The 18,354-nt window shown below is 63.6% G+C and carries 15 protein-coding genes; 9 read left to right on the plus strand and 6 right to left on the minus strand.

All coding sequences use genetic code 11. From position 1 onward, the window contains the following. Positions 1–11: 11 nt before the first annotated feature. Positions 12–644, minus strand: coding sequence for a TetR family transcriptional regulator (locus tag ACZ9A3_RS18410; RefSeq protein WP_045197509.1), 633 nt, complete (start codon positions 642–644; stop codon positions 12–14). 259 nt (positions 645–903) lie between these two features. Between ACZ9A3_RS18410 and ACZ9A3_RS18415 the strand changes: the two genes are divergently transcribed. The 4 genes from ACZ9A3_RS18415 (at position 904) to ACZ9A3_RS18430 (ending at position 8,400) form a co-directional block, all read left to right on the plus strand. Continuing rightward, a complete protein-coding gene (locus ACZ9A3_RS18415; RefSeq protein WP_093379951.1) occupies positions 904–2,055 on the plus strand; it encodes an efflux RND transporter periplasmic adaptor subunit in 1,152 nt (383 codons plus the stop codon). Between the two features lie 3 nt (positions 2,056–2,058). Then, on the plus strand, positions 2,059–5,211 hold the full coding sequence (locus tag ACZ9A3_RS18420; RefSeq protein ID WP_093379949.1) for an efflux RND transporter permease subunit: 3,153 nt from the start codon (positions 2,059–2,061) through the stop codon (positions 5,209–5,211). Continuing rightward, the gene (locus tag ACZ9A3_RS18425) at positions 5,208–6,662 is read left to right on the plus strand and encodes an AdeC/AdeK/OprM family multidrug efflux complex outer membrane factor (RefSeq protein ID WP_045197503.1); all 1,455 of its coding nucleotides are present in this window, start codon (positions 5,208–5,210) and stop codon (positions 6,660–6,662) included. Before ACZ9A3_RS18420 ends, ACZ9A3_RS18425 begins: the two co-directional genes overlap by 4 nt. Positions 6,663–7,152: 490 nt before the next feature. Continuing rightward, entirely contained in the window at positions 7,153–8,400 is a 1,248-nt protein-coding gene (locus tag ACZ9A3_RS18430) for an OprD family porin (protein ID WP_371128636.1), read from the plus strand. 84 nt (positions 8,401–8,484) lie between these two features. On the opposite strand, the gene ACZ9A3_RS18435 is transcribed toward ACZ9A3_RS18430, so the two are convergent. After that, the gene (locus tag ACZ9A3_RS18435; RefSeq protein ID WP_476252984.1) at positions 8,485–9,390 is read right to left on the minus strand and encodes a TauD/TfdA dioxygenase family protein; all 906 of its coding nucleotides are present in this window, start codon (positions 9,388–9,390) and stop codon (positions 8,485–8,487) included. Between the two features lie 182 nt (positions 9,391–9,572). Between ACZ9A3_RS18435 and ACZ9A3_RS18440 the strand changes: the two genes are divergently transcribed. Further along, on the plus strand, positions 9,573–10,499 hold the full coding sequence (locus ACZ9A3_RS18440; protein WP_093379941.1) for a LysR family transcriptional regulator: 927 nt from the start codon (positions 9,573–9,575) through the stop codon (positions 10,497–10,499). On the opposite strand, the gene ACZ9A3_RS18445 is transcribed toward ACZ9A3_RS18440, so the two are convergent. After that, entirely contained in the window at positions 10,456–11,502 is a 1,047-nt protein-coding gene (locus ACZ9A3_RS18445; RefSeq protein ID WP_093379938.1) for an ABC transporter substrate-binding protein, read from the minus strand. The two genes, ACZ9A3_RS18440 and ACZ9A3_RS18445, sit on opposite strands and share 44 nt — an antisense overlap. Before the next feature lie 279 nt (positions 11,503–11,781). Between ACZ9A3_RS18445 and ACZ9A3_RS18450 the strand changes: the two genes are divergently transcribed. Genes ACZ9A3_RS18450 through ACZ9A3_RS18460 form a run of 3 tightly spaced genes read left to right on the plus strand, consistent with a single transcriptional unit; the run spans position 11,782 to position 15,809 of the window. Continuing rightward, positions 11,782–13,377 (plus strand): ABC transporter permease, encoded by a 1,596-nt coding sequence (locus ACZ9A3_RS18450; RefSeq protein WP_213603365.1) that lies wholly within the window; start codon positions 11,782–11,784, stop codon positions 13,375–13,377. Next, complete coding sequence (locus ACZ9A3_RS18455) at positions 13,374–14,198, plus strand: ABC transporter ATP-binding protein (protein ID WP_045197491.1); 825 nt, start codon at positions 13,374–13,376, stop codon at positions 14,196–14,198. The genes ACZ9A3_RS18450 and ACZ9A3_RS18455 overlap by 4 nt, the downstream gene beginning before the upstream one ends. A gap of 9 nt (positions 14,199–14,207) precedes the next feature. Continuing rightward, positions 14,208–15,809 (plus strand): arylsulfatase, encoded by a 1,602-nt coding sequence (locus tag ACZ9A3_RS18460; protein WP_476252985.1) that lies wholly within the window; start codon positions 14,208–14,210, stop codon positions 15,807–15,809. On the opposite strand, the gene ACZ9A3_RS18465 is transcribed toward ACZ9A3_RS18460, so the two are convergent. Beyond that, positions 15,781–16,470, minus strand: coding sequence for a Crp/Fnr family transcriptional regulator (locus ACZ9A3_RS18465; protein ID WP_045197486.1), 690 nt, complete (start codon positions 16,468–16,470; stop codon positions 15,781–15,783). The two genes, ACZ9A3_RS18460 and ACZ9A3_RS18465, sit on opposite strands and share 29 nt — an antisense overlap. Before the next feature lie 88 nt (positions 16,471–16,558). Between ACZ9A3_RS18465 and ACZ9A3_RS18470 the strand changes: the two genes are divergently transcribed. Then, positions 16,559–17,083, plus strand: a complete 525-nt coding sequence (locus ACZ9A3_RS18470) for an Mpo1 family 2-hydroxy fatty acid dioxygenase (protein ID WP_045197484.1) — start codon at positions 16,559–16,561, stop codon at positions 17,081–17,083. A 75-nt stretch (positions 17,084–17,158) separates the two neighbouring features. On the opposite strand, the gene pcaC is transcribed toward ACZ9A3_RS18470, so the two are convergent. Both pcaC and pcaD read right to left on the minus strand, forming a co-directional pair. Then, complete coding sequence (pcaC, locus tag ACZ9A3_RS18475) at positions 17,159–17,551, minus strand: 4-carboxymuconolactone decarboxylase (protein WP_045197482.1); 393 nt, start codon at positions 17,549–17,551, stop codon at positions 17,159–17,161. A gap of 2 nt (positions 17,552–17,553) precedes the next feature. After that, entirely contained in the window at positions 17,554–18,351 is a 798-nt protein-coding gene (gene pcaD, locus ACZ9A3_RS18480; RefSeq protein ID WP_476252986.1) for a 3-oxoadipate enol-lactonase, read from the minus strand. Positions 18,352–18,354 lie beyond the last annotated feature (3 nt).

The raw sequence follows: 18,354 nt of genomic DNA on the forward strand, positions 1-18,354 counted from the left end.
TTCACAAAGTCTCATTTGCGCAAGGCGGGGCTCAAGCGCAGCATATCCAGCCCGGTATCGATCCACTGCTCGGCCTGGTTGAGCAGGTCGAAGCTGTCGGGCAGCAGTAGCCAGCGGCGAATCAGTCCGTCTATATAGGCATAGATGGCCAGCGCTGCGCGCTCTGGGTCCACGTCGGCGGGCAGTTGCCCGCGCTTGACTGCATTGCCCAGCGACAACGCAATATGGGCATGACATTCGATCGTCGAGGCCTGCCGTTGCTGGCGGATCTCGCACATATCATCGGTGAACTCGCATTTGTGATGCAGAATTTCATTGATTCGCCGGGTCTTCGGATCGAGCACCATCTGGTGCATCAAGCGTACCAGCAGCTTGCGCATGCAGCCGAGCGGGTCGAGTTCATCCTCGCTTTCGCTGGCCCGGGCCAGGGCGTCCAGCGGCTCGTGCAGGCTGTCGAGCATGGCCTGCACCAGTTCGGCCTTGTCGTTGAAGTGCCAGTAGATAGCACCGCGGGTCACACCCGCCTCCTTGGCGATATCGGCCAGGGTGGTACGCGCTACCCCGCGCTTGTAGAAGGCCTTTTCCGCAGCTTCGAGAATCTGGGCGCGGGTTTCCTGGGCTTCTTCTTTGGTTCGACGGACCATGGCAGTACAACCTCATCAGGCCCGGGCACGCACGCAGGGTGCCTGGGAGTCGGGCCGGGTCAGCCTCTGCAGGCTGTTACCGGCTGTATTAATTTGGGGGCTCGCATTGGCTGAACACGTCGCCTGCGAGGTATTTACAAACAACCATGAATGTAAGTATATTCCTTAGCAAGCTATTTATCCACTCGACAGCATTTTTTATAGCGCACCCTTTCCATTATTCTTGAGCGTCTTCAGCTCTTGCGACCCGAGGATCTTCATGCAATTCAAGCCAGCTGTTACCGCTCTGGTTTCCGCCGTCGCCCTGGCAACACTGCTCAGCGGCTGTAAAAAGGAAGAGGCGGCGCCTGCGGCGCAAGCTCCTCAGGTCGGCGTCGTAACCCTGCAAACCCAGGCCTATACCCTGACATCCGACCTCCCCGGCCGTACCACTGCGTACCGCATCGCCGAGGTTCGCCCACAGGTCAACGGCATCATTCTCAAACGTCTGTTCAAGGAAGGCAGCGAGGTCAAAGACGGCCAGCAGCTGTACCAGATCGACCCGTCGGTGTACGAGGCGACCCTGAACAGCGCCCAGGCCAACCTGCAATCGACCCGTTCGCTGTCCGAGCGTTACAAGCAGCTGGTCAACGAACAGGCTGTCAGCCGCCAGGAATACGACGACGCCCAAGCCAAACGTTTGCAGGCTGAAGCCTCGCTGCGCAGTGCCCAGATCGACCTGCGCTACACCAAGGTCCTGGCGCCTATCAGCGGCCGTATCGGCCGCTCTTCGGTAACCGAAGGCGCGCTGGTCAACAACGGCCAGGCCGAAGCCATGGCCGTTATCCAGCAGCTCGACCCGATCTATGTCGACGTCACCCAGTCCTCGGCCGAGCTGCTCAAACTGCGCCGCGAGCTGGAAAGCGGCCAGTTGCAGAAGGTCGGCGACAACGCCGCCAAGGTCACCCTGACCCTGGAAGACGGCAGCACCTACGCCAAGGAAGGTCGCCTGGAGTTCTCCGAAGTCTCGGTTGACCAGACCACCGGCTCCGTGACCCTGCGCGCCGTGTTCCCCAACCCCGAGCACAACCTGCTGCCGGGCATGTTCGTGCATGCGCGCCTGGCTGCCGGGGTCAACAGCGCCGCCATCCTCGCGCCACAGCAAGGCGTGACCCGCGACCTCAAGGGCCAGCCGACCGCGTTGATCGTCAACAAGGACAACAAGGTCGAGCTGCGTCAGCTCAAGGCCAGCCGTACCGTCGGTAGCGACTGGCTGATCGAGGAAGGCCTGAACCCGGGCGACCGCCTGATCACCGAAGGCCTGCAGTTCGTCAAGCCGGGCGTCGAGGTCAAGGTCAGCGAAGCCACCAACGTCAAGCCTGCCCAGCCAACCCAGGCCAATGCAACGACTGCAGGGGCCAAAGGGGAGTAAACCATGTCGAGATTCTTTATCGATCGCCCGATCTTTGCCTGGGTGATCGCCTTGGTGATCATGCTGGTCGGCGCCTTGTCGATCCTCAAGTTGCCGATCAACCAGTACCCGAGCATCGCGCCGCCGGCCATCGCCATCGCCGTGACCTACCCGGGCGCTTCGGCGCAGACCGTGCAGGACACCGTGGTGCAGGTGATCGAGCAGCAGCTCAACGGTATCGACAACCTGCGTTATGTGTCGTCGGAAAGTAACTCCGACGGCAGCATGACCATTACCGCGACCTTCGAGCAGGGTACCAACCCCGATACCGCGCAGGTCCAGGTGCAGAACAAGCTCAACCTGGCCACCCCGCTGCTGCCGCAAGAAGTGCAGCAACAGGGTATCCGCGTGACCAAGGCGGTGAAGAACTTCCTGCTGGTGATCGGCCTGGTGTCCGAAGACGGCAGCATGTCCAAGGACGACCTGGCCAACTACATCGTCTCCAACATGCAGGACCCGATCTCGCGCACTGCCGGTGTCGGTGACTTCCAGGTATTCGGTGCGCAGTACGCCATGCGCATCTGGCTCGATCCGGCCAAGCTGAACAAGTATCAGCTGACTCCGGTCGATGTGCGTACCGCCGTGGCCGCGCAGAACGTCCAGGTGTCCTCCGGCCAGCTCGGCGGCCTGCCTGCCCTGCCGGGTACCCAGCTGAACGCCACGATCATCGGCAAGACCCGCCTGCAGACCGCCGAGCAGTTCGAGAAGATCCTGCTCAAGGTCAACCGTGACGGCTCCCAGGTGCGCCTGAGCGATGTCGCCGAGGTCGGCCTGGGTGGTGAAAACTACGCAATCAGCGCCCAGTTCAACGGCAAGCCGGCCTCTGGCCTTGCGGTGAAACTGGCCACCGGCGCCAACGCCCTGGATACCGCCAAGGCCCTGCGCCAGACCATCACCGACCTGGAACCGTTCTTCCCGGAAGGCATGAAGGCGGTGTTCCCGTATGACACCACGCCAGTGGTGACCGAGTCGATCAGCGGGGTAATCCACACCCTGATCGAAGCGATCGTGCTGGTGTTCCTGGTGATGTACCTGTTCCTGCAGAACTTCCGCGCCACCATCATCACCACCATGACCGTACCGGTGGTATTGCTGGGTACGTTCGGGATTCTTGCGGCGTTCGATTTCAGCATCAACACCCTGACCATGTTCGGCATGGTACTGGCCATCGGCTTGCTGGTGGACGATGCCATCGTCGTGGTGGAGAACGTCGAGCGGGTAATGTCCGAAGAAGGGCTGTCACCCAAGGAAGCGACCAAGAAGTCCATGGGCCAGATCCAGGGCGCCCTGGTCGGTATCGCCCTGGTGCTGTCGGCGGTACTGCTGCCCATGGCCTTCTTCGGCGGCTCCACCGGTGTGATTTATAAACAGTTCTCCATCACTATCGTCTCGGCCATGGCCCTGTCGGTACTGGTGGCACTGATCTTCACCCCGGCACTGTGCGCGACCATGCTCAAGCCGATTGCCAAGGGCGAGCACCACGTTGCCAAGCGCGGCTTCTTCGGCTGGTTCAACCGCAACTTCGACCGCAGCGTGCGCAGCTACGAGCGCGGCGTCGGCAACATGCTGCGGCACAAGGCCCCGTACCTGCTGGCCTACCTGTTGATCGTGGTCGGCATGATCTGGCTGTTCACCCGCATTCCGACGGCGTTCCTGCCTGAAGAAGACCAGGGCGTACTGTTTGCCCAGGTGCAGACCCCGGCCGGTTCCAGCGCCGAGCGCACCCAGGTGGTGATCGACGAGATGCGCAGCTACCTGCTCGACAAGGAAGCCGATACCGTTGCCTCGGTGTTCACCGTCAACGGCTTCAACTTCGCCGGTCGCGGCCAGAGCTCGGGCATGGCCTTCATCATGCTCAAGCCATGGGGCGAACGTTCGGCCGAGAACAACGTGTTCAACCTGGCCAACCGTGCCCAGCAGCACTTCTTCAGCTTCCGCGACGCGATGGTGTTCGCCTTTGCCCCGCCTGCGGTACTGGAGCTGGGTAACGCCACCGGTTTCGACGTGTTCCTGCAAGACCGTGCCGGTGTCGGCCACGAAAAACTGATGCAAGCGCGTAACCAGTTCCTCGGCATGGCTGCGCAAAGCAAGATCCTCTCGGCAGTGCGCCCGAACGGCCTGAACGATGAACCGCAGTACCAGCTGACCGTCGACGACGAGCGCGCCAGTGCCCTGGGCGTGACCATCGCCGACATCAACAACACCCTGTCGATTGCCCTGGGTGCCAGCTACGTCAACGACTTCATCGACCGCGGCCGGGTCAAGAAGGTCTACATCCAGGGTGAAGCCGGTGCACGGATGAGCCCGGAAGACCTGCAGAAGTGGTTCGTGCGCAACGCCGCCGGCGAGATGGTGCCGTTCTCCTCCTTCGCCAAGGGCGAGTGGATCTACGGTGCACCGAAGCTGTCGCGTTACAACGGTGTCGAAGCCATGGAAATCCTCGGTGCACCAGCCCCTGGCTACAGTACCGGTGAAGCCATGCTTGAGGTCGAGCGCCTGGCCGCGCAACTGCCGGCGGGTATCGGTTACTCATGGACGGGCCTGTCGTACGAGGAGCGGCTGTCCGGCTCCCAGGCGCCAGCGCTGTACGCCCTGTCGCTGCTGATGGTGTTCCTCTGTCTGGCAGCGCTGTATGAAAGCTGGTCGATCCCGATCGCGGTCATGCTCGTGGTACCGCTGGGGATCATCGGTGCGCTGCTGGCCACCAGCCTGCGCGGGTTGTCCAACGACGTGTATTTCCAGGTGGGTCTGTTGACCACCATCGGCCTGGCGGCGAAGAACGCGATCCTGATCGTCGAATTCGCCAAAGAGCTGCACGAGCAGGGCCGCAGCCTGATCGACGCGGCCATCGAAGCCTGCCGGATGCGTCTGCGGCCGATCATCATGACCTCGCTGGCGTTCATCCTCGGCGTGGTACCGTTGGCCATTTCCAGCGGTGCAGGCTCGGGTAGCCAGCATGCGATCGGTACCGGGGTGATCGGCGGCATGATCACCGCCACGGTACTGGCGATCTTCTGGGTGCCATTGTTCTTCGTAAGTGTGTCGTCGCTGTTCGGTAGCAAGAAGCCCGAAGAGGACGCCACCCCTGAAACTCCACGCTATGAGGCCGGGCAATGAGTAAGTCCCTGTTGTCCCTGGCAGTAACCGCTTTCATTCTTGGCGGCTGCTCGCTGATCCCTGACTACCAGACCCCGGAATCGCCGGTGGCCGCGCAGTGGCCGCAAGGCCCTGCCTACTCGCCGACCGAGTCGGCCGAGGTGGCCGCCGCCGAACAGGGCTGGCGTCAGTTCTTCCATGACCCGGCGCTGCAGCAATTGATCCAGACCGCGCTGGTCAACAACCGCGACCTCAAGGTCGCGGCGCTGAACATCGATGCCTACCGTGCGCAATACCGCATCCAGCGTGCCGACCTGTTCCCGGCGGTTTCGGCCAATGGCAGCGGCAGCCGCCAGCGGATGCCGGCGAACATGTCGCAAACCGGCGAATCGGGCATCACCAGCCAGTACTCGGCGACCCTCGGGGTCAGCGCCTATGAGCTGGACCTGTTCGGCCGGGTGCGCAGCCTGACCGAACAACAGCTGGAGAACTACCTGTCCAGCGAAGAAGCCCGGCGCTCGACGCAGATCAGCCTGGTGGCCAGTGTGGCCAACGCCTACTTCACCTGGCAGGCCGACCAGGCACTGCTCAAGCTGACCGAAGACACCCTCAAGACCTACGAGGAAAGCTATCAGCTGACCGCGCGTAGCAATGAAGTGGGGGTGGCCTCGGCTCTGGACCTGAGCCAGGCACGCACCTCGGTTGAGGGCGCGCGGGTCAAGCTGGCGCAGTTCCAGCGCCAGGTTGCTCAGGACCTCAACAGCCTGACCGTGCTGCTCGGCACCGGCGTGCCGGCCAACCTGCCGACCGCGCAGAAGCTCGACAGCGACCTGCTGGCCGAAGTGCCGGCGGGCCTGCCGTCCGACCTGCTGCAACGCCGGCCAGACATCCAGGAAGCCGAACACCTGCTCAAGGCCGCCAATGCCAACATTGGCGCCGCCCGCGCAGCGTTCTTCCCGAGCATCAGCCTGACCGCCAATGCCGGCACCCTGAGCCCGGACATGGGCGGCCTGTTCAAGGGTGGTTCGGGCACCTGGCTGTTCCAGCCGCAGATCAACCTGCCGATCTTCAACGCCGGTGCCCTGCGCGCCAGCCTCGACTACTCGAAGATCCAGAAGGACATCAACGTCGCGAAATACGAGAAAACCATCCAGACCGCCTTCCAGGAAGTCTCCGATGGCCTCGCCGCGCGCCAGACCTTCAACCAGCAGTTGCAGGCCCAGCGTGATCTGGTTGCCGCCAACCAGGACTACTACCGCCTGGCCGAGCGTCGCTACCGCATCGGTATCGACAGCAACCTGACCTTCCTCGACGCCCAGCGTCAGCTGTTCAACACCCAGCAGTCGTTGATCAGCGATCGCCTGTCGCAGCTGGTCAGCGAGGTCAACCTGTACAAGGCCCTCGGTGGCGGCTGGTACGAGCAGACCGGTCAGGCGCAGCAGCAGGCAGCGGTCCAGACGCCGAAAGGCTGAGTCCCTGTGCTGTAGAAGAGCCCACCCTTGGCGGTGGGCTTTTTATTATGGTTATTTGGGGAGTTCCGGGTGTAGGGTTTAGATGTGGGTTTGCGAGCTTATCCATTCGTTGTGGCGCTGCTGCCGGCCCCTTCCGCCCTTACGGCGGCCTACTTTTCTCTTGGGAAGAAGTAGGCCGCCGTAAGGGCGGAAGGGGCCGGCAGCCGCGCCACATCAAATGGATAAGCTTGCAAACCCAACCACAAAAATCATAGATCTCAGGATTGCATGAAGAGCCTTTTGTAACCCCGGGCCAAGGAATTAACCAAACAGTTACCGTTCGATTATCGCCCAATTCCGCCCGTAACGAATTGATTCATCCCCGCCCGCCGCCGCACCATCGCTTCGCAGCTTTTCCAAAGCGTATTCCCAAAGATCGTAGCCCGGCCTGTGACCTCCAAGCGTCGCAGCGGATGGCTTCGGCTTACATAAAAACAAGAGACAACTGACGATGACCACACCCGCACGACACCTGCTTCCCGGCTTGCTGGCCATGACTTGCGCCCTGCCCGCCCTCGCGGCCGAAGGCGGCTTTGTCGAGGACGCCAAGGCCAGCCTCAACCTGCGCAACTTTTACATCAACCGCAACTTCGTCGACCCGGCCAACCCCCAGGGCAAGGGCGAGGAATGGACCCAGAGTTTCATCCTCGACGCCCGCTCCGGCTTTACTCAGGGCCTGGTCGGTTTTGGCGTGGATGTATTGGGCCTGTACTCGGTCAAGCTCGATGGCGGCAAGGGCACAGCGGGTACCCACCTGCTGCCGGTGCACGATGATGGCCGCCCGGCCGACGACTTCGGCCGCCTGGGGGTGGCGCTGAAGGCGAAGATCTCCAACACTGAGCTTAAGGTTGGCGAATGGATGCCGGTGCTGCCGATCCTGCGCTCCGACGACGGCCGCTCGCTGCCGCAGACCTTCCGTGGCGGCCAGCTCACCTCGCAGGAAATCGCCGGCCTGACCCTGTATGCCGGGCAGTTTCGCGGCAACAGCCCGCGTAACGATGCGAGCATGGAAGACATGTCGATGAACGGCCGCGCGGCCTTCACCTCCGACCGTTTCAACTTTGCCGGTGGCGAATACAGCTTCAACGACAAGCGCACGATGATCGGTTTGTGGAACGCCGAGCTCAAGGACATCTACAACCAGCAGTACCTCAACCTGGTGCACAGCCAGCCGCTGGGCGACTGGACCCTGGGCGCCAACCTCGGCTACTTCATCGGCAAGGAAGACGGCGCCGAACGCGCAGGCAAACTGGACAACCGCACTGCCTCGGCAATGCTCTCGGCCAAGTACGGCGCCAGTACCTTCTATGTCGGCCTGCAGAAAGTCAGCGGCGACGATGCCTGGATGCGGGTAAATGGCACCAGTGGTGGCACCCTGGCCAACGACAGCTACAACTCAAGCTTCGACAACGCCCAGGAGCGCTCCTGGCAGTTGCGTCACGACTACAACTTCGCCGCCCTCGGCGTGCCCGGGCTGACCCTGATGAACCGCTACATCAGCGGCGACAACGTGCATACCGGCGCCATCACCGATGGCAAGGAATGGGCGCGGGAATCGGAGCTGGCTTATGTAATCCAGTCCGGGACCTTGAAGAGCCTGTCGCTGAAATGGCGCAACTCGACCATGCGCCGGGACTACAGCACCAACGCCTTTGACGAGAACCGGCTGATCATCAGTTATCCGATCGGTATTCTCTGAATCTGCTGCTACGCCAGTTCCCACAGGTATTTGGGACACCTGTGGGAGCGGCGGTGCGACGACTCGACTTGACCCGCGATGGCTTCAAGCCCCGCGAGTCGTGCGGCTGCGCTGCCCGGCAATCCCCACCGGCACATCGCCCTGCAAAGTCACCCGGCGCACCACCCGGCCCTGGGTGCCATAGTCGTCCACTGCGTAATGCTGGGTCGCGCGGTTGTCCCAGATCGCTACGTCACCGGCCTGCCAGCGCCAGCGTACGGTGTTTTCCAACCGGGTGACATGGCTTTGCAGCAGGTTGAACAAGTGCGCCGAGTCGCTCTGCGAGTAGCCCTTGATGCGTTTGACGAAGTGCCCCAGCAGCAGGTTTTTCTCGCCGCTGACCGGGTGCACGCGCACTACTGGATGCTCGGTTTCGTACACCGTCGAGGTGAAGACCTTGCGGTAGTTTTCCAGCTGCTCAAGGCTCACGTTGGGTTTGGCGGCGGCGTAGTCGTACTCGTTGCTGTGCACCGCCCAGAGCTGGTCCGCCAAGGCCTGCAGCTCAGCGGAAAGGTCCTGGTAAGCCGTGGCGGTGTTAGCCCAGACGGTATCGCCGCCGGATTCAGGTGCCACCACCGAGCGCAGGATCGACGCCTTGGGGTAGGCATCGACGAAAGTCACGTCGGTGTGCCAGGAATTGGCCCGGCGCCCTTCGCCACCATCAAGCTCAAACAGGTAGCGGGTGCCTTCGCGCACCGGCACGGTCGGGTGGGCGATCGGCTCGCCGAGCAGGTGCGCGAAGGCCTCCTGCCCCTGGTCATCAAGGTGGGTCTGGGCGCGGAAGAACACCACCTTGTACTGCACCAGCGCAGCCTGGATGGCCTCGATCACGGCCGGTTCAAGGTCGGCGCTCAACTGGACGCCACGAATCTCGGCACCGATGCGCCCGGCCACCGGGTGAATCTCCAGGGTATGGGTGACAGGTACTACGGCGCGTGCGGCATTGCTCATGGTTTGACCCTCATCTGGCTAGGTTGCGCTAAGTGCCGATGAAAGCTCTGCTCTATTGATATGCAAATAAGCTCTAACAAATACGCAGATGCTTCATTGACGGAATAAGAGATTGCATTTAAAACCTGAGCCTGCGCGGCGGCAAATACCTTCGCCGTATTTTTGGAATGCCGGGAAAGCATATGGATCTTCGCCAACTGCGTTACTTCATCGCCCTCACCGAACACCGCAGTTTTGTCCGCGCCGCCGATGCCATGGGCATCACCCAGCCGGCTTTCAGCCGCAGTATCCAGGGGCTGGAACAAGAGTTTGGCTGCGTGCTGATCGATCGCGGCAACAAGGACCTGCGCCCCACCCCCGAAGGCCAGGTGGTGCTGCAACACGCCCTGCGCCTGGTGCAAGGCGCGGCTCAGCTCAACAGCGAGGTGCAGCAGATGACCAAGCTCGATGCCGGCGAGCTGCGCTTTGGCTGCGGCCCGGCGCCGGCAGTGCACCTGGTGCCGCAGGCGGTGGCGCGCTTTCTCGCCGCCCACCCTAAGGTGCGCACCTGCTTCGACGTGGATAACTGGGAAAAACTCAGCCGCGCGCTAAACCGTGAAGAGATCGAATTCTTCGTCGCCGATATCCGCCACTTCGAGGCCGACCCGAACTTCCAGACCCAAGCGCTGAGCCCGCGCCGCGGCCTGTTCTTCTGCCGCCCGGGGCACCCGCTGCTGGCCAAGGACAGCCTGTCGACCAACGACATGTTCGACTACCCGCTGGCCACCACCCTGATCCCGCCGGGGGTGCGCAAGCTGCTGGCCAACCTCAGCGGCAAGACCGACTTCGCCCCACAGGTGCAAACCGAGCACCTGCCGACCCTGGTGAAAATCGTGCTGGGTACCGATGCCATTGGCATCGGCACCGAAGAAGCCTTTGCCGAGGACATCGACCACGGCCGCCTGGTGCGCCTGCACTGGCGCAACCTGCCGGCCAACCTTGATAGCCTCAACGCCCGCTGCGGCATCGTCAGCCGCAGCGGATACCGCCTCTCGCCCGCCGCCCGGGCAATGATCGAAACCCTGGTCAGCCTCGATCGGCAGCCAGAGGTGCAGGTGCTGGCCGGATAGCCTGCGGTGCCAGCCACTGATCGACCTTGAACCCTTTGCGGATCAGCCGCTGCTCGGCGGCCAGGTCCACTGACGCCTGCAATTTGCTCAGGAAGTCGGCATCCAGGGTCGAGGGGAAGATCTTGCTCAGTTGCTCATCCTGCAAGTCTTGCTGGAGGATCGCCGGCGGGTAGCTGGCCAGCCCCGAAACCAGCTGGATATAAGCGTCCTTGTTGTCGTCCTGGGTCAGCCAGTGCACGGCCTGCTGCTGGGCGGCCAGCAGTTTTTCCACCAGTTCGGGATGCTCGTCGACAAAGCGCCCGGAGCCCACCAGCACCGCCTGGACATTGCCGGCGCCGCCCAGGTCGCGGGTATTCAACGGCAGCTCGGCCAGGCCGCGTTGCTTGAGGGCGCTGATGCCGGTCGAGCCCCAAGTGGCGTCGATCTGCCTGGCGGCCAGGGCGGCAATCGCCGCGTTGAAATCCAGGTTGATGACCTTCAGGTCCTTCTCGCTCAGGCCCTGGCTGGCCAGGGCGGCGTCGAACGACAGCTGGGTGGCGGTGCCGCGGAACACCGCCACGCGCTTGCCCTTGAGGTCTTGCAGGGTCTTGATGTTGCTGCCCGGCGCCACCCCCAGGTAGTGCTTGATGCCGCGCCCGGTGGCGGCCAGCAGGCGGGTGTCGAGGCCATTGGCCTTGCCGATGATCGCCGCCAGGTCGCCAAGGTAGGCGAAGTCGACCTGGCCGTTGGCAAAGGCCTCGTTGATCACCGGGCCGGCGCCCTTGAAGTAGTTCCATTGAATGTGGATGCCATCGGCGGCGAAGGCTTTTTCCAGCAGTTGCTGGTCGCGCAGCACGTCGGTCACACCGCCACCGGAATGCTGGGTGCCGGCGCTCAGGTCAGGCACGGCAATGCGGATTTCCTTGACCTCGCCAGCCAGGGCCAGCGGCGGCAGCCAGCCGACCACCGCGGCCAGGGCGGGAACGGCAAACAGGTTAAACACACGGTTGATCGACAGGTTCATGGCACGCGACTCCTGGTAATGGTGCGCCCACGCTACCGACAACCCAAACCATTAAATAAATACTAATAAATTACATTTTAATAACCTGTAAGCATAAATACCGCAGCACGTGCCTTGCAGCGCGCCATGCATCAGACACAAGAAAAATATGCTTCGAATGCATTGGCTGCGGGTTATGGCAGCGGCTTTAAATGCAGGTTCTTATCACCTAAACGCATTGAAACTCACAGAATAATTCAATTTAAGAATAAGCAAATAGCCAATGTGCGGAGGTTTTCCATGGCCCGAGCTTCACTTTCCAGCCTGCCACTGGCAAGCCCCCCAGGCCGGACGCGACGGTTCGGCGGCCTGCCCCTGCGCCGCCTGCAAGCCTGGTATCTGCCGCTGTCATTGGCCGCCCTGTGGTGGCTGGCCAGTCGCAACCAGTGGATGAGCGAACAGATACTGCCAGCGCCGAGCCTGGTCTGGCAGAGCGGCCTGGAACTGGCCCAGGGCGAGCTGTGGACACACCTGGCGATCAGCCTGCAACGCCTGGCCCTGGGCCTGCTGCTGGGGGTTGCCAGCGGCGCCTTGCTCGGCGCCTGGCTGGGGTTCAGCCGTCGCGCCGAACGCCTGGTGCTGCCGACCTTCAATGCCCTGGCGCAGATCCCGACCCTGGCCTGGGTGCCGCTGTTCATGGTGCTGTTCGGTATCGGCGAGGTGCTCAAGCTGGTGGTGCTGGTCAAGGCGATCATCGTCCCGGTGACCCTGCACACCCTGGTCGGCGTGCGCGATGCCCAGCCACGCCTGCGCGAAGCGGCGACGGTACTGCGCCTGCCGCCGCACCTGTTGATCAGCCGGCTGATTTTTCCGGCGGCCCTGCCGGCCTTTCTCGCCGGCGTGCGCCTGGCCCTGGCCACAGGCTGGACTTCATTGCTGGCGGTAGAGCTGCTGGCCTCCAGTGAAGGCATCGGCTACCTGATGGTCTGGGCCCGGCAGCTGTTCATGCTCGATATCGTCTTCGTCTGCATCCTGGTCATCGGCCTGCTGGGTTTTGTCATGGACCGTGGCTTGGCTTGGCTCGACCGGCGCCTGGTGCACTGGCCGCACCCGCCCAGCGCCGAGCTGCGGGTGTCGCGCTTGCAAGGTGGCCAGCGCCTGCAGGCGTTGCTGCTACCGTTGGCGCTGCTGGTGCTGTGGCAACTGGCCAATCAGCTGGACTGGGTCGACACGCAGATCCTGGTCGCCCCGCTGCAGGTCTTGCAGACCACCTGGGACGGCCTGCTTGACGGCTCGCTCAGCGGCGCACTGGCCATCAGTGTCGGCCGGGCACTGGGCGGTTTGCTGCTCGGCGGTGGCCTGGGCTTCGCCCTGGGCCTGTGGCTGGGGCTGTCGACGCCTGCCGAACGCCTGCTCGGGCCCAGCCTGGCCGGCTTGCGGCAGATCGCAATCTTCGCCTGGGTGCCGCTGCTGACCGCCTGGTTCGGCCTTGGTGAACTGGCCAAGTGGGTGTTCGTTGGCCTGGCGGCGTTCTTCCCGCTGTTCATTGCCACCCAGCGGGCGGTGGCCAGCCGTTCGCCACAGCTGGAGGAAGCCGCCCGCGTACTGCACCTCGATCTGCCCCAGCGCTTGCGCCGGCTGGTGCTGCCGGGCGCGGCGCCGGGGATTTTCGCCGGCCTGCGCATCAGCCTGATCTACGCCTGGCTGGGCACCATCGGCGCCGAGTATTTCATGCCTTCGGGCGGCGGTATCGGCAGCTTGATGATCGGCGCCCAGCAACTGCTGCGCATGGACATCATCATGGCCGGGATGCTCCTGGTCGGCCTCACCGGCGCCCTGCTGGGCGCCCTCGGACAACACCTCGAATTGCGCGCCACGCGCTGGAGACGAGCATGAACGCCATCGCCCCTGCCCTGGTCAGTTTCAATCAGGTCGGCAAACACTTCGCCGTTGCTGGCGGCGAGCTGGAAGCCATCCGCGACTTCAACCTGCAGATCGCCGACGGTGAATTCGTCGCCATCGTCGGCGCCAGCGGCTGCGGCAAATCCACCCTGCTGCGCCTGCTGATCGGCCTGGACAACGACTACCAGGGGCAGATCCTGATCGATGGCAAGCCGCTCGATGGCATCGGCAGCGAACGCGGCATCGTCTTTCAGGAGCACCGGCTGTTCCCCTGGCTAACCGTTTCGCAAAACATCGCCCTGGGCCTGGTCAACGACCCCTTGAACAACGAGCAGCGCCAGCAACGCATCAACCAGTACATCGCCCTGGTGGGCCTTGAGGACTTCAGCCAGGCCTACCCGCACCAGCTGTCCGGTGGCATGGCCCAGCGCGTGGCGATTGCCCGCGGCCTGGTGGCCAGCCCGCGCATTCTTCTGCTCGATGAACCCTTCGGCGCCCTCGACGCGCTGACCCGCCAGCAGATGCAGGACGAGCTGCTGGCGATTCGCGAGCGCGCGCGCATCACCACCCTGCTGGTGACCCACGATGTCGAGGAAGCGCTGTTTCTTGCCGACCGCGTGGTGGTGCTGGAGCCGCGCCCGGGGCGGATCAAGCGCATCGTCGAGATCGACCTGGCGCACCCGCGCCAACGCGCAAGCCTGGCCTTCCACCGCCTGCGCGAAGACCTGCTGCACGAACTGACCGCCGACGCGCGCTACCTGCCACCGGCGCAGGAACAGATCCGCGACCTGCCCTTGACCTACCTTGCCTACTGAGAACCGACCATGAGCCAACGCCCCAACTTTCTGGTCATCGTTGCCGACGACCTGGGTTTCTCCGATATCGGCGCCTTCGGCGGCGAAATCGCCACGCCGAACCTCGACGCGCTGGCCACTGCCGGCCTGCGCCTGACCGACTTTCATACCGCGCCGACCTGCTCGCCCACCCGCTCGATGCTGCTCACCGGCACCGATCACCATATCGCCGGCATCGGCACCATGGCCGAGGCGCTGACCCCGGAGCTGATCGGCAAGCCGGGCTACGAAGGCTACCTCAACGACCGCGTGGTGGCCTTGCCGGAGCTGCTGCGCGATGCCGGATACCAGCCCCTGATGAGCGGCAAATGGCACCTGGGCCTGACCGCCGAGCTGGCGCCCCAGGCCCGCGGCTTCGAGCGCTCCTTCGCCCTGCTGCCGGGCGCGGCCAACCACTATGGCTTTGAACCGACCTACGACGAACACACCCCGGGCCTGCTCAAATCAACGCCGGCGTTGTACATCGAAGACCAGACCTTCATCGACGAACTGCCCAAGGATTTCTATTCTTCCGACGCCTTCGGCGACAAGCTGCTGCAGTACCTGAAGGAGCGCGACCAGAGCCGGCCGTTCTTCGCCTACCTGCCGTTCTCGGCGCCGCACTGGCCGTTGCAGGCGCCGGCCGAAGTGGTGGCGCGCTACCAGGGCCGCTACGACGCCGGCCCCGAAGTGCTGCGCCAGGAGCGCCTGGAAAAACTGCGCACGCTCGGCCTGATCGCCGCCGACACCCAGGCCCACCCGGTCGACAACCACTGGTACAGCCTCAGCGACGAGCAACGCCAGCGCTCGGCGCGGGCCATGGAGGTGTACGCGGCGATGGTCGAGCGCATGGACTGGAACATCGGCCGGGTGCTCGACTACCTGCGCAACCAGGGCCTGCTCGACAACACCCTGGTGCTGTTCATGTCCGACAACGGCGCCGAAGGTGCGCTGCTCGAGGCCTTCCCCAAGTTCGGCCCGCAACTGGCCAGCTACCTCGACCAACATTATGACAACAGCCTGGACAACATCGGCCGGGCCAACTCCTATGTTTGGTATGGCCCGCACTGGGCCCAGGCGGCCACCGCACCGTCGCGGCTGTACAAGGCCTTTACCAGCGAAGGCGGGATTCGCGTACCGGCGCTGGTGCATTACCCGGCATTGGCACGCCAGGGTCAGATCAGCCAGCAGTTCAGCACGGTGATGGACATCACCCCGACCCTGCTCGATCTTGCCGGCGTGCGCCACCCCGGCAAGCGCTGGCGCGGCCGTGAGGTAGCGCCGCTGCGCGGTAAATCCTGGCTGGGTTACCTGTCGGGCGAGACCGAGCAAGTGCACGACGAAAACACCGTCACCGGCTGGGAGCTGTTCGGCCGCCGGGCCATTCGCCAGGGCCATTGGAAAGCGCTGTACATTCCCGGCCCGGTCGGCCCGGCCACCTGGCAGTTGTACGACCTGGCCAGCGACCCGGGCGAAATCAACGACCTGGCCGCAGTACAACCGGCGAAGCTGCAGGCGCTGCTGGGCGAATGGCAGAAGTATGTCGAGGAGACCGGAGTGATCCTCAGTCAGTCGCCGTTCCAGCCGGACTAGCCAGGGCCTGCAGGCGTGCCGGGTCGAGGATCTCGATCTCGCCATAGCCCAGGCGCAAGGCGCCTTCCTGCTGCAGCGACTTGAGGATCTGGTTGGTGGTCTGGCGCGACAGCGAGAGCATCAGCGCCAGTTGCTCCTGGGACAGTTGCAGCACGCGCCGGCTGCCAAGCAACTCGCCATAGCCGGCGGCGATCTGCAACAGCCTGTGGGCCACCCTCGGTGCGGCGGCCAGCAGGCTCTGCTGCTCCAGCGCAACAAACACCACGCGCAGTTTATGGCTCATCAACAAGGCCACGTCGCGCCAGTGCCGGGGCTGTTGATCGAGCAACTTCAACAGCGGCGCCTGGGGGATCCACAGCAACTGGGTCAGTCCTTCGGCCTGGGCGTCGTGGGTGCGCGGCTGGCCGTCGAACAGGCTGATCTCGCCGAACCAGTGCGGCGCTTCGATCAGGGTCAGCAGCGCCTCCTTGCCATCGGTGGCCACCGCGCCCACGCGCATCGCCCCGTCGAGCACCGCATACAGCCCGCACGGCGCATCGCCGCGCTGGAACAGGTATTGCCCGGCCGCCAGCTGACGCGGCCGGGCCAGTGCCAGCAGGCTATCCTGAAAGCTGGGAGGCAATGCCTGGAACCAGTGACCTTGCAGCAGGGTTTCGCGCATAGCGCCTCGAAGCTGAACTCTGTCGGCTAGCCGACAGACAGGTGGATATCTGTAGGACATGCTCACGTTACCTACAGGAGGAACAACAATGAAAAACCTGGTCGAACACCTGAGTCAATACGCCGCCTACCACCGCGACCCGCGCAACATCGCCACCCACTTCATCGGCATACCGCTGATCGTGCTGGCGGTAACGGTTTTGCTGTCACGCCCGGGCACCGAACTAGCTGGCGTCTGGCTGTCGCCAGCACTGCTGGTGGCGCTGGTTACCGGCTGGTTCTACCTGCGCCTGGACCAACGCCTGGGCCTGCTGATGGCGTTGTTGCTGGGCTTGTGCCTGTGGGCCGGGCAGGCGCTGGCGGTGCAAAGCACCCTGGTCTGGCTGAGTGCCGGGCTGGTGTTGTTCGTGATCGGCTGGGTGATCCAGTTTGTCGGCCACCACTATGAAGGCCGCAAGCCGGCGTTTGTCGATGATCTGATGGGCTTGATCATCGGGCCGTTGTTCGTGGTGGTGGAGCTGGGGTTCTTGCTGGGGTTGCGCCCGGAGCTGAAGAAGGCCATCGAGGAGAATGTCGGGCCGGTGGCGGTTCGGCAGAAGAAGGCAGCGGTCTGAGCGGGGCTGCTTTGCAGCCCTGCTCTTACACCAAACCTGTTGGAGCGGGCTTGCCCCGCGATGAGGCCCTGAGGGTCAGCCCCTGGACTCAACCCCCAACTCATCCCACACCGACTCGGCCAGGTGGAAGGTGGCATTGGCCGCCGGAATGCCGCAGTAGATCGCGCTCTGCATCAGCACTTCCTTGATCTCCTCACGGGTCACGCCATTGTTGGCCGCCGCGCGCAGGTGCAACTTCAGCTCCTCGTTGCGGTTCATGCCAATCAGCATGGCAATGGTGATCAGGCTGCGGGTATGCCGCGGCAGGCCCGGGCGGGTCCAGATGTCACCCCAGGCGTGGCGGGTGATCATTTCCTGGAACTCGCTGTTGAACTCGCTCAGGTTGCTCAGGCTACGGTCGACATGGGCATCGCCGAGCACCGCGCGGCGCACTTGCATGCCGGCGTCATAACGTTGTTTCTCGTCCATGGTCAGCCCTCTCGGCCCAGCAGAAAATCAATTACCCGGCGGCTGAACGGCGCACCGACTTCGACGTTGGAAAGGTGCGCAGCGTGGAATTCGGCGTACTGCGCGCCCGCCACGTTCTCCTGGATGAAACGCCCACCGGCCGGCGGCGTCACCGCGTCGTGGCTGCCGGAGATCACCAGCAGCGGAACCGCGATCTGGCCCAGTTGCTCACGAAAATCAGCATCGCGCACCGCCCCGCAGTTGGCCGCATAGCCTTCAGGCGAGGTGGCGGCGAGCATATCGGTAATCCGCTTGGCCTGGTCGGGATTGCCCTCGGCATAGGTTTTGGTGAACCAGCGCTCGATCGAGGCATCACGCAAGCCCACCATCGCGTCTTGACGATCACGCAATACCAGCTCGATGCGCGGGTTCCAGGTGTCCGGCGCGCCGATCTTGGCCGCGGTGTTGCACACGATCAGGCGGTTCAGCCGCTCGCCGGCGTTGATCCCCAGCCACTGGCCGATCAGCCCGCCCATCGACAGACCGCAGAAATGCGCCTGTTCGATGTGCAAGGCATCGAGCAACGCCACTACATCCTGCCCCAGTTGTTCGATGCTGTACGGCCCCGGGGTCACCAGCGAACCGCCATGGCCGCGGGTGTCGTAGCGCAGCACGCGAAAATGCGCAGTCAAAGCCGGCACCTGGGTGTCCCACATGTGCAGGTCAGTACCCAGAGAATTGGACAGCACCAGCACCGGCAGGTGTTCCGGGCCTTCGAGTTGATAGTTGAGTACGCCATCGGTGAGTTGTACCTGTGCCACTGC

Source organism: Pseudomonas sp. TE4620 (genome assembly GCF_056279045.1).

Coding starts and splice junctions, on each gene's coding strand:
- ACZ9A3_RS18470 (WP_045197484.1), top strand. CDS start 16,559: ATGAAAAACCTGGTCGAACACCTGAGTCAATACGCCGCCTACCACCGC.
- ACZ9A3_RS18460 (WP_476252985.1), top strand. CDS start 14,208: ATGAGCCAACGCCCCAACTTTCTGGTCATCGTTGCCGACGACCTGGGT.
- ACZ9A3_RS18415 (WP_093379951.1), top strand. CDS start 904: ATGCAATTCAAGCCAGCTGTTACCGCTCTGGTTTCCGCCGTCGCCCTG.
- ACZ9A3_RS18465 (WP_045197486.1), bottom strand. CDS start 16,470: ATGCGCGAAACCCTGCTGCAAGGTCACTGGTTCCAGGCATTGCCTCCC.
- ACZ9A3_RS18430 (WP_371128636.1), top strand. CDS start 7,153: ATGACCACACCCGCACGACACCTGCTTCCCGGCTTGCTGGCCATGACT.
- ACZ9A3_RS18440 (WP_093379941.1), top strand. CDS start 9,573: ATGGATCTTCGCCAACTGCGTTACTTCATCGCCCTCACCGAACACCGC.
- pcaC (WP_045197482.1), bottom strand. CDS start 17,551: ATGGACGAGAAACAACGTTATGACGCCGGCATGCAAGTGCGCCGCGCG.
- ACZ9A3_RS18445 (WP_093379938.1), bottom strand. CDS start 11,502: ATGAACCTGTCGATCAACCGTGTGTTTAACCTGTTTGCCGTTCCCGCC.
- ACZ9A3_RS18420 (WP_093379949.1), top strand. CDS start 2,059: ATGTCGAGATTCTTTATCGATCGCCCGATCTTTGCCTGGGTGATCGCC.
- ACZ9A3_RS18410 (WP_045197509.1), bottom strand. CDS start 644: ATGGTCCGTCGAACCAAAGAAGAAGCCCAGGAAACCCGCGCCCAGATT.
- ACZ9A3_RS18455 (WP_045197491.1), top strand. CDS start 13,374: ATGAACGCCATCGCCCCTGCCCTGGTCAGTTTCAATCAGGTCGGCAAA.
- ACZ9A3_RS18425 (WP_045197503.1), top strand. CDS start 5,208: ATGAGTAAGTCCCTGTTGTCCCTGGCAGTAACCGCTTTCATTCTTGGC.
- ACZ9A3_RS18450 (WP_213603365.1), top strand. CDS start 11,782: ATGGCCCGAGCTTCACTTTCCAGCCTGCCACTGGCAAGCCCCCCAGGC.
- ACZ9A3_RS18435 (WP_476252984.1), bottom strand. CDS start 9,390: ATGAGCAATGCCGCACGCGCCGTAGTACCTGTCACCCATACCCTGGAG.